Raw genomic sequence first — 13,425 nt, 5'->3', positions numbered from 1 at the left:
ATCTTAAAATAATTTCAATTGCTCCATCAGTAGCAATTACTATGCCCTAACTATTTGTACTAACAGCTTGATGGATCAACAAATTCAAATATTTCATGCATAACAGAAAGGAACTAATTTACTTACTAAAAGACATTTAAAATACAATTGAACTGCTTAAACTTTTACTTTTACAACAGCTCTAGCAGTTCAATTTTAAAAATTACATAATGTCATAAGAATACGAATATTCGATATAATATAATTAAATAAAAGCTAATCTAGCACTCTACTTTATTATCTCGTTTTCTTCCAATTCCAATTATTCCACCAAGATTCCCGGCTATGTTTTAACCATATTTTTGGTTCTTCTTCGATTAATATATCGCTTTCCTCAAATTCAACCGGTTCTTCTGCCTGATAGATATTTTCTAATTTAAACGTATCGTTTTCAACAAGTATACTTTCGTTGTCTAAAATGCGATTAAATTGTTCTATTTCATCTATATTCGTATGAACGAGATTTCTTCTATTCACTGGAGTTGATTGGATCTCTATACTAGATAATTCTCTTACATTCTCAAACATACCGTATGTATTTATGGATGATTTATGAGTTGATTTTCTTTCCCATTCATATAGCTCATGAATATTTGAAGCCTCTTCAATTGACTTCCGATGCATATCCTTCAATTCTAAAATATTCATCATTATATTTCGTACTGTACGTTCTACTTCTTCATTCTTCACTACATTTGTATTAAATTCTCTTACATCTTTATGAAATTGATCCGTGACCACTATATTTGCCTCTGCCTCTTTCATAAGCTTTTCCATTGGGGCAGATGTAATATTCTTTACATACCAGTTTCGATCATTCATTGCAGTTTCATATTGTTCAATACTAATCTGTAACTCTCTGTCAATGATCTTAAAATTTTCTTTATCAATCATTTTTGCAGCTAATTCTTTTACGACTTTTACATTATCTATCGTTGCAACAGTCGCATCAACTTCTTGCAAGACATTGCCAAACTGATAGAATGAACTAATTTCTGCTCTTGTTTCATTTTCTTTATTCATTATTTCATACGTATCTATATTTGTTTGTAATTCTCTTTGGATCCTTGCAAACAAATCATAATCTGGTAAATAAACTGGAATCCCTAATCCTTCGAATAGATCAAACTCTTCATACAATGCTTCTATTTCTTTTTCTTTTTCTAATACAAAAGTATCACTTTCAACAAGTATACTTTCGCTGTCTACTGTTCGGCTGGATTGTTCTATCTCACCAATAGTAGTATTAAAAGTATTGTACTTATTCGTTAAAGTTGTACGGATTTCTTCACTAGCTAGTTCTCTTTCAGACTCACTTACATCATATTCATGTATTGATGCTTTATTATCTGCTTTTCTTTGCCATTCGTCTGCTTCAAAAATATTTGACTCGTACTCATTATTAATTTGTTGCAAATCATCAAAATACTTAATTTTCATTATGAGTTGTTTCGTAAGTCGTTCTAACTCTTCATCCTTAATTACATTTGTATTACGTTCTTTTATTATTCTCTCTAATTGATCAGTAGCGATTATATGCGTATCTATTTCTGGCACTCGCTTTGTCATCGGATTAGATATAGTACTTTCTGCATACCAATTCCTATCATTCGTTGCAGTTTCATATTGTTCAATACTAGTTTGTAACTCTTTCTCAATATGTCCTATATCATTACTATCAATTATATTAGTTGCTACTTCTTTCACTAGATTACCAATCGAATCAACCGTATTAATTTCTGCTTCTATATTATTCTCTCTATTTGCTATTTCAGCTGTCTCTATATCCGTTAGTAATTCCCTCTGAATCCTTGCGAATAAATCATACTCCGGTAAGTAAACTGGAGTTCCTATTAAATCAAAAAGATCAAATTCTTCGTAACGAGAGTCCTGTTCTTTTACATGTCTATTAACAAGTTCATATCCTTCTTCATTATGTGCTATCAATTGTTCTTGCTTTGTAAACTCTACAGGGCTTGTCCATTCTGTTTCAATATCGACTTTAACTCTTTCACTCGTTATTGGTTCATTACTTTCTTTACTTATGAACAATCGATTATACAATACAGAATCCGTTACTTTATCATCCTCCACTAACAACTCGTGAAGGTTGCGCTTTGCTAATTCATAGACATTTGTAAATGGAGTTTCTATTTCACCTAGAATCCGATCCATGGAAGATATATCCGCTTGGGCAGTATGATACTGTCCATTTACTCGATTAAAATGTTCATATCCATATATCCCCATTGCTTCTTGCTCATCTATAACTCGATTAGAAAGTTCATAAGAAGGTACATTCACTTCCATTTGTAATACTTTTCTATCTATAGCAGCTACGTCAAAAAAGACTCCCTCTTTCTCTTGCATGCTTCTATCTGCTAAATCCGTATCACGAACATTACCATATACTGAACGTATGTCTCTTTTAGCTGAATTAACTGTTATTTGTTTCGCTTGTAGTTCTCTCTGTACACGAGCAAATAAATCATAGTCTGGCATATAAACTGGGATTCCTAAACTATTAAAAAGATCAAATCCCTCATAAAATCCGGTCAATTTTTTGATTTGTCTACTAGCAAATTCATAGTTATCTTGAATAGTCCCCAATAATTGTTTATGTATTAGGTCTATTTCCTCATGGTGTATATATTCAGTCCATACATGTTTCGTTTTCTTATTAACTTGTTCGTCTTCAGCTAATTTTACTTCTACTTCTTTTGTGAGCACATCACTCTGTATCATTTCTGGAAGATTATAATCCATGTACAAATGATTCTGACTTGTTACCATCAATGTTTCTACTAAATTTATCTCATTAGAATGGTACTGTCTTTCCAATAACTCATATTCACTTATGAATTTACTTTCATATTCATGCGTTATATGATTCACGTCATTCATTTCTATGTGAGATGAATCATATTCTATTAATAATTTTTGAGCGTTATTATATACATGGCCACCATATGTATATATGTCTTGTATTATGCGTTCCGCAAATGACACATCATATTCATTAGTTTGAAGTTCTAACTTTTTACGTTCTAAATCTTCTATATTAATAAATCTTCCATCTATCTTCAGTGCTTTTCTATTTACAAATTCAAAATAATTCATTTCACCATTTTTCTGAATGGCATTTCTATTCGCTGTATTGTAATTTATATTACGAGTCTGTATTTCTCTTTGTTTACGAGCAAACAAATCATAATCTGGCATATAAACCGGAATCCCTGTATCAGTAAATAAATCAAATTCCTCATAAGAAGTAGTTACTTCTCTTGGCAATTTATTATAAAGCTCAAAATCACTTATATCTTGTACAGGTAATTCTTTTTGGCTAATCTCTACATGATCCACATTTCTAACTACAGTACTACATATTTCTTGCTCTCTTCTTTCAGTCAATATTGTTTCATAAAACCCTTCGCCATATAAAATACGTGCAACCTGTACCCATCGCGGTATTTCATCTACATTGGTTGCAAATTCTCGTAATTTCTGTTTTACTCTCTCTTGCTCAATTGGGAGCATATTACCTGCTTTATATATCTTACGATCTGTACTAGACATTTCTGTTACATCTGCATACTTTGTATCTAATCTGCTTCCATTGTTCCCTTCCATATGTTCCATATCAAAAGTTCGGTCATGTTGCATTGCTTTCTGATAGTAATGAACATCTGCAAGAATTTCTTTAAGCGGTTTAGAATCCTGTATGCTTAACAGTTCCATGTTGATACTCCGCATTAGGTTTGCAATATCCACTTTAGCAATATTAGCAGTCACCTCAACTTGCCTTATTGCCTCTACAACAAGGTCTGTTAATATACCTTTTCCCTTTACTATTTTGGTTGCAAATACCCCAGCATCTTCTTCCTTAACAGCTTTGAATCTTGAATATGGTGGCAAACTGACTGGAAAATTATTCGCATTTTTTACAAAAGGATTTAAAACAGAAAGCGAGAGACTATATGTTTTCTTCATTGTTGATCCCAAAGGAATCGAAACAACATGACTCTTCTTTTTCGTACATAAAGAAGGGGAAGCAATAGAATAAATTTTCTCACTCACTCTCTGCATTCCCCCTTATATGATTAATGATTAAATATCTTCTTTATAAATAGCTAGACCAATTGGATTAAATGGCGTTGCTTTCGCTTGTGTCATCGGAGAGACTGCAGTAGTCGGCAACGTATAACGATATAATTGTGCAAATTCATAACTTGCTGTAATCTCTACCCCGTTAATTGGGATTTCTTTAAACGTCACTGTTTTATCATCTTCATTTAAAACAAAGTCAGTATTAGGAACTAAAGTACATCCACTTAACAACTTAAGTGTTCCTGCTTTAGGTTTATGCTCTAAATGGAAAACTTTTCTCATTCCATTTCCTTTTCCTAAAGATTCACTTGTAACTTCCTTTTCAATTTCCAATTCATCGGCCTGTTGAATATTTTTTGGGTGAACAGCATAGACATCATCTAATTTCCCAACATATCCATCATTAGGATGAACGATATAAATCTGTGACAAATGATATTTCCCACTATAGACAGATGGATTAAATCGACCTTGTCCACTATCAATATCCATATCGTGAGTAATAAATGATAAATAATGTTTTTGATACATTGCACCTGTGTATGATTGAGCTAATAATACAGAATCATTTCCATTACCTGTATTTTCTCCGTAGTCTAAATTTGCATTTCCAATTTTTTTATTAGGCGCATAATTATATTGATCTCCGTTACGACAACCACCAATAATTACAGTGTTTTTGCGTGGTGCATTATCAAATGTGTACATTCTTCCAATATATAATGGTACAAATAATGCTCGAACAGGACTTGGTGTTGGATCTACACGCATAAACATAACAATACGGTCTTTGTTTCCATTTCCATACATATAAACGACAGAATCACGTTTCCAATCTTTTGTAAAACGAGCATCTGGTGTAAAACTAATTGGTGTATAAGGCGAAGGGTTTACAAAATTAACTGTAGAATATACTTCAGCCATAATACTTTCCATTTTTTGCACGTCAAATGACGTCTTCGCTACTAAAGTATCTAACGTTCCGTCTGCCTTTGGTGCTAAAAAATACACTCCAGAAAATTTAATGTTCTCAGAACTTTTTGGGGCAGTTTGAAATTCAATTGCTGTAGCTGAAATTGTATATTCCCCTGGATCAACAATTTGATTATTTCTATAAACCATAAAACGATTTTCATCAAAATTTGAAAATGGTAAATTAAATGATTTTTTCGAACCGGTACCGTTTCCTAAATCACTTTCAGCATCTGATAACTTTACTTCCTTCTCAATAAAATATTGGTTAAACGTAAAGAAAATCATATCATTATTCGGTTCGTATGCATCATTTGTTAATCGATACTCACAGGTGATTTTATCTCCTTTTGCAACCGCTTGATTAAAAATAACTTTCCCCGCTTTAGCATCAACTTTATATTTATCCTTTTCTAGTAAAATGCTATTTACATACACTAATAAAGAACTTTCAACTACAGGAAATGTCGGAATTTGAAATTCCTTTTTCACTCCATCTCCCATGCCTAGCTTTCCTAATGGAGAATCCACAGGAATAAATCTACCATCTGTGAAATCAGAATCGCTTGTATCATAAGCATTTGCCACTCCAAATCTGCGCCATTCTCCATCGCTACCTAACGATTCAAATAATCGAACATCAATAAATTTATTGATACCACTTCTAATTTTAAAGTATAACTTTCGACTCCATCCTCGCTCTGTAATCATTTTCTCTAATTCAACTGGTAATGTTTGTAAATAAGCTACTTTATCAAACCACATGTTTTTCTCTCCCCTTTACATTGACTTCTCATAAATTCCTAATCCAGCTGGACGATATGGTGTCGCTGGTCTTTTTGTAATTGGCGAAATCGCATCAACATTATAAAAACGATAAATATCAAATGTATCTGGACAAGTATTCTTTCGTACTTTTAACTTATCCCCATTCAATAATCCTAAAGGTGATAGTAAGACCATATGAGGTAAGAAACCTCGCACACCTTCATCTGGATGAACAATATAAGCACGAGATGTATGAACTCGACCACTATATACCGAAGGATTAAATTGATACTTATATTCATCATTATCATGAGACTGCCAAGCTAGTGGATATTGACCACCATTTACTCCTTTTCTATCAGGCGGCATCTCATTCGGAGCAACATTCCAAGCAATATAATGCGCTTGATATCTAGCCCCTAATCGCGAACGCTTAATAATAACGTTATCAATGCCATTACCCGGTGATTTAGGATACGTTTTTAAAATTGGCAAGCTATCATTCACATTTCTATATGGTTTCTTATCATTAAAATCAAATGCATTTGAGCTATTTTCTGTACCTGTATCAAATGCTGTCCCAGCCCAAAGCGCGTCACCAATTTGATCATCTTTTGCATAACTTTCAATTTTCCCCATATATAAAGGTGTAACTGGAACTACATTATTTTCAAATGCAGGTGTATTATCTGCTTGAATTAATAAAACTACACGATCCTTATCTACTTGGCCAGTCACTCTAACTAATGAATCAGGCCACCAATTTGTTTTCACATCAATCCCTTCTAAATTCGGGTTACGTAATGTAATTTTTACAAACGGTGACATCATAACATCCGTATTAGCACCAGTATATTCTATAATTGTAGAGCCACTTTTTATAACAACATCTGTTTTACTTACTTCTACATCTATTAAACTTTTTGGGAAGGAATCAAATGCTACTACTGTCGCTACACCATCTTTAAATACAGGTTCTTTTTCAATCATATAAATATAAAAACAGGAACGATCAAGATTTCTACTATATCTTAATTTTGCATCCTTAATAAACTCCGCTTTATCCTCTTCCGTATCAAATCTATACGAAATATCCTTTCTAGCAATATCCCAAGATGCGATTTGGACTAATCCATACATAGTCCCTTCTGCGTTTTTAATAATTGTATGTTCCGCAATTCCAAATCGGTATAATGCGTCACCACTACCCGAATTCCTTAACACTTCTGAAGGATACCCCGCCTTTTGAAACTTTTTAACCTTTGTCCATCCGTTATTAGTTACTAGACTTGTAAGATCGTCTAAGAAACTCCCCTCTTGAAATAACTTTTCAATAAACGCCACTTTACTTCACTCCTAATCTTTTAAAAATTGATAATTAAGCCAAATAGCTTTTTTCTCTAAAGATTTATTTATATATTCAAAACGGATAATCGCTTTCGCAGGAATTTGTTTAACAACAGAAAAATTAAATCCTTCGGGAACATCTTTCATATAAATTTCATCTGCTATTTTTTCATTATTAATATATAAATTCCAATAGTCGTTATCGTTATATTTTGATGCACCAATAGAAAATGCGATCATTTCCATATCAACTGGTGCTATAAATTCATTATGATGAATATTTTCATAAACACCTATTCTTCTTCCTTTTATAAAAGGAATCGTTTTGGTTGGAAAGTATGGAGCATCTAATCGGCCACCAGCCATATAATTTACAGCAAAACTCATAATCTCCCTCCAATTACTTCAAAAACTGTAAAGCAATCCATACTTGCTTATTATTAATTCCTTGGTTATGAAATTTAAAAATAATTTTATCTCCAGCCTTTAATTGCATATAGGACATAAGACTTATACCTTCTGGTATTTTTTTTGTATAAATATCCTCACAGACAATACCGTCATTTACAATAAGCGACCATTTATCATCGATTTCATACATAGAACTACTCACGCTAATGGCATAAAACTCCATGTCAATTGGTAATACGTATTCCATCTTATCTTCTGTCCATGCTTTAGAATCCATTATAAAACCTTTCATATACGGAAAAGTTTTCGTTGGATAAAATGGCGCATCTAATCGACCACCAGCTATATAAGTTGTTTCAAACAAAGGTAATCACCCTTTTTATTGTATTAAAAAAATCCCCATGCATCATTACGACACATCGGGAATTGGTAAATCAGATAACATACCGCTACCTTTATTAATAAGCCTTGGTTGTACTCGATCTAATTGTTTGTTTGCGTTATAAATTAGTTGCATCTCCATCTTTTTACCCGTTATTTTATGGGATATAAGGACCTTTTCAAGCAGTGCTTGCCCATTAAAAACCAAATCGTAGTGCAGATATTTATCTCCATCAACTGCCGATAACCGAGCACCATCACGAACCAGTGTATATCCCTCGGTCATACCCTCTTTAAAAACATCATTTGGATCGTTACCAGGCATCGGTTTTCCACCGCTGTAAAATTCTCTATCAATTAATCCTTTCATTAAATACATAATAGGATCATATAAATTCTTTTGCATTATCATAGAATCACCCCTAATTTACCCTTGTTACAGGCCACGTTTTAGCTGGGCGTTTAATATAATATCTATCTGCATTTAAATCTGTTTCATCAAACGTTAAATCTGGTAAAGAACCATAATCAAATAAGATATTATTTTGTGTATCTAATACTTGTAATCGCCCGGTAAGTATTCCTAAAGGAGTGCGCACCGCTTCAAAAATAATAATATTCACGCCATATTCAAGTGGTATATCAACATACGTAGGATTGTTTCGGATAAAGTAGTTTTCCACTATTAATTTGTTATTACAATAAATATTTAATAAATCTCCATCCTCATAATCCCAATCCCACAGCTTTAGTCGTAATGTATCTACATTTACTGTGATTCCTGTTATATCGGTATACGGAGTAGGTTCATATCCATAGTTAACGGATAAATCTAAAGTTTGATAGAATCCATCATCAGCAGAAATCATTGTGTTAATTCCTTTAACAAAGTAGTTCCATTGTTGCCCAGAATCCCTATTGTAAATGGAAACCACATCGAACAATTGAATTCGCGGATTCCCTATCACAGCAACTGTTAGTGTTCTGAATTTTTGAATCGCTTTTAAATGATAAGCTGCAGCAACTGCCCTTCTTGCAAAGAATGTTGTTGCCCAAGGTACCTCTATCATTTCCTCTCGCAAATCCCCTAAAGAGACGTTTTTAAGTAAGAATGAATTAACAAAACCATTAGCATAATCTCCACATTTAATAACAATACTATTACTAATGTCCTGATCTGTTAATTGCATATCTAAAGAGATCAGGTTTTCCCCTTCTCTAAAACTAAATTTGGCAAGTTCGTTAATTTCGTAGTCTGGCATTTTCATAAATGTACAACTTCCATCTGGTTCATGTTTAATGTAGTGGAATGTTGTATCTATAATATCCCGTACAATTTCATCCCACTTTTGAAACCTCTTTCCAGTTGCCCCTTCAACAATCCAGCTTTGATTTGTACCGGGAATATTTACCCTACTTCCGTGTAATGTAACTCCTGCTTTTTCAAGGAAGAATTTCACTACATCATACACATTTCCAGTCGGTGCAACAATTTCATCTGATCCCGGCGTTGGAATTACTGACTTTTGTAGAACCTTTTTATAAGATGTTGTGCAGGTAACTGATATTGTACCGCTTTCGGCATTCACCTTTACGTCAGATACAAAACCATGTATATATGGTAAGGCTTCTTCGCCATAACCGATAGAAACCTTAAATTCAGTCTGCGGATATAGTTGGTTTGTGTTTGTTACTTCACTGTTGTAAAACCATTCTTGAATGGAAGAAAACTTACCATACCAGTTATCAGGTGCCATTTGCCCATATTCATTAGCAAAGGTAATAGAAAATGTACTTGCGAACTGATCTGCGTTCTCCTGCACTTCCAGGCTCACTACACGATGTTGTATTTGTACATAAGAAGAAGATTCTCTTTTTTTCATATAAACAATTAAATTAGGAGCATTATTCCCCACTTGGAAATAGCTCCCCAACATTCTGATTAAAGAAATAGATCCTTCTCTCACATTCCATCAACTCCAATACCTGCTTGTGACATAGATATTAATTTACACTTTGCTATTACTAGTGTTCCTTTACGTATTGCATCAACTTCATTAGGTGGAATAATACCACCATAGGTACCGTAATCACCTGTAATAATATGAGGGCGATATATTTCCCCCATGAACTCACGCCAATGGCTGATATCATTGAATAAAGCAGTAAATTCTACTTCACATCCTTTATTACCAGTACTTTGGTAACGAGGATATCCATGCATAACATTGTAATTTTTTAATCCGTTTAAAGATTTAGGCATTTTCGTTTGTTCAATCATTGCAATTGTAGGTATAGGTCCATATGCATGATAATAAACATCACGCAAATAGGCTACGTCAGAAGAACCGTAACCGCTTGTTGTAAATTCAATTGTTTGTGGCCCCGCGCCAACAAAAATTTCTCTTGCTTCCCAGGCATAAGCACCTCTTGCTCTAAATTTTTCAATACCATTTACTCGAACAATAAAGTATTTATCTGGTAACATACCATCAGAACCAATAGGAACTTGGGACATAAAAGAAAAATTATATGTCCCAGGCCATGAAAAATTAATAGTATATTTGATTGTACTTTTTAATTCTGTAGCATCCCAAAAGAGATGATATGAACCAGCTCTTCTATGCAATGTTTTTAATATACTCATACATTACGCACCGCCATTCCCATTAGATCGTCAGCAACTACGTTTTGTAGTAATTTTCTCATTTTCACAAAATCCTCTGCGGTTTGCAATTTTTCAACAGCAACTTTGAATGTAGCATTTTGAATTGTAACACCTTTATCAGTTTTCTTTTCAACAGAAGAGTGCCCAGCAAATGGATGTGCAGCTTTTCCAATCATATCAGCAGAATGTGCACCCATTTGTCCAATTCGGGTAGATACATCCGTTACTAGTTGCATCGGTTTCGGTGGAACAACCGCTTTATTTAATAATCCAGAAGCCTTGTCCACAGCCGGGATCATTTTTTCCATCCCTACACCAAGACCTTCTGTAATATATCCGCCGTACTCCATCATTAGACGAGAAGGAGATTTTATACCAAAGAAACTTTTAACTGCTTTTGGTATTCCGTCTACAACGCCTTTAGCTTTATCAACAACCCAGCCAGCCATAGATGTCATACCTTTACCAATACCAGCAATAATATCTTTCCCCCAGCTTACAGCGTCGTTTGCTATCCCCTTAACTATAGAACCAACTTTACCGAATACATCCCTTACTGTATCAACAATGCCGTCAAACGCTCCGACGATAGCTTTTTTAATTGCTGCAAAGTTACTTACTATGAAATCTCTAATAGCACCAACAACACTAAATATTGTGTTTTTTATCTTATTAAAGTTATCCACCACAAAGTTAACAAATGTCCGAACAGCAACTATTATTGTTTCTTTAATAAAATTCCATGCAGTTACAATAATAGACTTTACGATATCCATTACAGTCGTAATTGTGTTTTTTATAAAATGAAATGCTGTAACCACAAAATTCTTTATAGTCTCTAATACAGTTATAAAAACTGTTTTAATTACATTCCAAATCGTAGAAATAACCGTCTTTATTCCATTCATTACAGTTGTAATTATGCTATGAATTGCTTGAAACACACTACTTACAACTGATTTTAAGAAGTTTAATACAGTCGTAAAAATTGCCTTTATTCCATTCCACACTGTAGAAATGACGGTTTTTATCCCATTCATCACAGTCGTAATTATGCTGCGAATTACTTGAAATGCACCACTTATAAATGATTTCAAAAAGTTTAGCACCGTCGTAAAAACTGTTTTTATAATATCCCAGCCAGTTTTAAAAATATTTTGCCATATTTTAATAGCAGTAGAGATATAGCTTTTAATAAATTCTAAAGCAAACTTAACAACACTTTTTATTACGTTTAGCACTGTATTAAATATCGTTTTTATTAAATTCCAACCAATTTCAAATGTCTTTTTCCATATGTTGATATACATTGTAATTACAGTAGTAATTATTTTCCATGCCCCGCTAAGTATTTTATCTATAAACGATACCGCAGATTGGAATACTTTTTTTGTTCCTTCCCAAAAACTTGAGAAAAACTTTGACAAGCTATCCCATACTGACTTCGCAACTTTAACGATAGCATCCCAGGCTTTAGAACAAATATCACTGATCCATTGCACTGCCTGCTTTGTATATTTCACAATTGAATCCCAATTTTTATACAGCACATATACTAAAGCAACCATTGCAATTATTGCAAAACCCCATGGGCTTAATACTAATGAAAACATTGATTTTCCAAGACCAGTCAATATCTGTGCAAACTCACCAAAAACTTTAATAAGTTTTAAGGCATCTTTAATAATCGCCGTAATTGCACCCGGTATTTGCATCAATGTTTTAACTATATTTACAAGGCCACCAATGATTTCACTCGCCTTAGATATAAGACTAGACACAGATTTGATTAACTCAACCGTTTGCTTCAACGATGGTATTACTATATTGGAAATCTTCACGACTTGTTGAGCGATAGGTTGAATAGTTCCAGCCAAACTCTTTGCATCTTTTTCAGTTAACCCAAGCATATCCTGTAGTTTTTTTTGAGAACCTTCCAAATCGGTAGCAAATTGTAAAGCTTTGCTATTGACTTGTTCTATAGGTTTTGTAACTTTATTTGAAATAGTGTCACCAAACGTTTGCATTTGCTTGCTAATATTCCCAAGAGAATCTGCTGATTTTTGGATTTTTTCTTGCATTGTATTAGAGGCTTTTTGCACTCTCTCTTCAAACTTTTCTACACCTTTATATGCCTGATCCGCTTTGTTACCAATCTTCCCAAAAACATTGGTCGCCCCGCTACCAAATTTTTGAATTTGGCCATTTATTTGATTAAGTACTTCTGCTGGTTTTTGAAATTTTTCTTGTATGTTCTTAGAAGCCTTTTGTAAACTTTCCTCAAACTTTGCTAAATCCTTATAAGCTTCATCTGCTTTAATTCCAATTGTACCAAACAACTGGAATACTTCTGTAAACATTCACTCCCCCCTTTCTAACTAGGAAGTTTTTTATTCCTGATCGTCTTCAAACTGAAACTCTGCAATCAGCTTATTTGCATGGTCGATACATTCCTCTTTGGACCAAACTTCCATAGTCTCATTTTCTTCCCCATCCGACGTAGATTCCATAAGTCCAAAAGCTTGCAAATAGTCCTGAAAAGTTGTTCCTTCTTCTAATTGCCTTGTTTGAAATCCGATAAAGGCCATCTTTTTCCATTCATTTAATTCTTCTTGCTGCTCTTCCTGACTAATAAAAGAAAATAAGTCCATTAAACGAGAATACGGTATGGATAAGACATAATCATCTGTCCATCCATACCGCTTTTGGACTTTATCAAAAGCCCTTAGCAT

10 protein-coding genes are annotated in these 13,425 nt (G+C 33.6%); all 10 read right to left on the bottom strand.

Translation table 11 applies throughout. The features are described 5' to 3' along the window. Positions 1 to 276: 276 nt before the first annotated feature. The 10 genes from COK05_RS08740 to COK05_RS08695 are packed head-to-tail and all read right to left on the bottom strand — an operon-like array spanning position 277 to position 13,425. Positions 277 to 4,125, bottom strand: a complete 3,849-nt coding sequence (locus tag COK05_RS08740) for a hypothetical protein (RefSeq protein WP_255290310.1) — start codon at positions 4,123 to 4,125, stop codon at positions 277 to 279. 21 nt (positions 4,126 to 4,146) lie between these two features. Beyond that, a complete protein-coding gene (locus tag COK05_RS08735) occupies positions 4,147 to 5,883 on the bottom strand; it encodes a hypothetical protein (protein ID WP_098612269.1) in 1,737 nt (578 codons plus the stop codon). A 15-nt stretch (positions 5,884 to 5,898) separates the two neighbouring features. Continuing rightward, complete coding sequence (locus COK05_RS08730; RefSeq protein ID WP_098612268.1) at positions 5,899 to 7,230, bottom strand: hypothetical protein; 1,332 nt, start codon at positions 7,228 to 7,230, stop codon at positions 5,899 to 5,901. A gap of 12 nt (positions 7,231 to 7,242) precedes the next feature. Beyond that, entirely contained in the window at positions 7,243 to 7,620 is a 378-nt protein-coding gene (locus tag COK05_RS08725; RefSeq protein ID WP_000006644.1) for a hypothetical protein, read from the bottom strand. Between the two features lie 13 nt (positions 7,621 to 7,633). Then, a complete protein-coding gene (locus COK05_RS08720) occupies positions 7,634 to 8,008 on the bottom strand; it encodes a hypothetical protein (protein WP_000464270.1) in 375 nt (124 codons plus the stop codon). Positions 8,009 to 8,053: 45 nt separating this feature from the next. Then, positions 8,054 to 8,437, bottom strand: a complete 384-nt coding sequence (locus COK05_RS08715; RefSeq protein WP_085311997.1) for a hypothetical protein — start codon at positions 8,435 to 8,437, stop codon at positions 8,054 to 8,056. Positions 8,438 to 8,447: 10 nt separating this feature from the next. After that, entirely contained in the window at positions 8,448 to 9,992 is a 1,545-nt protein-coding gene (locus tag COK05_RS08710; RefSeq protein ID WP_086391825.1) for a hypothetical protein, read from the bottom strand. Continuing rightward, on the bottom strand, positions 9,989 to 10,672 hold the full coding sequence (locus tag COK05_RS08705) for a hypothetical protein (RefSeq protein ID WP_098612267.1): 684 nt from the start codon (positions 10,670 to 10,672) through the stop codon (positions 9,989 to 9,991). Before COK05_RS08705 ends, COK05_RS08710 begins: the two co-directional genes overlap by 4 nt. After that, positions 10,669 to 13,053, bottom strand: coding sequence for a phage tail protein (locus COK05_RS08700; protein ID WP_098612266.1), 2,385 nt, complete (start codon positions 13,051 to 13,053; stop codon positions 10,669 to 10,671). The genes COK05_RS08705 and COK05_RS08700 overlap by 4 nt, the downstream gene beginning before the upstream one ends. Before the next feature lie 30 nt (positions 13,054 to 13,083). Then, positions 13,084 to 13,425 carry a hypothetical protein gene (locus COK05_RS08695; RefSeq protein WP_255290319.1) on the bottom strand — a complete coding sequence of 114 codons (342 nt, stop codon included), beginning with the start codon at positions 13,423 to 13,425 and terminating at the stop codon, positions 13,084 to 13,086.

This window comes from Bacillus cereus (genome assembly GCF_002567495.1).
Taxonomy (GTDB): domain Bacteria; phylum Bacillota; class Bacilli; order Bacillales; family Bacillaceae_G; genus Bacillus_A; species Bacillus_A cereus_AQ.
Note: the sequence above shows the minus strand (reverse complement) of the source record. Positions and strands in the feature narration are given on the sequence as shown.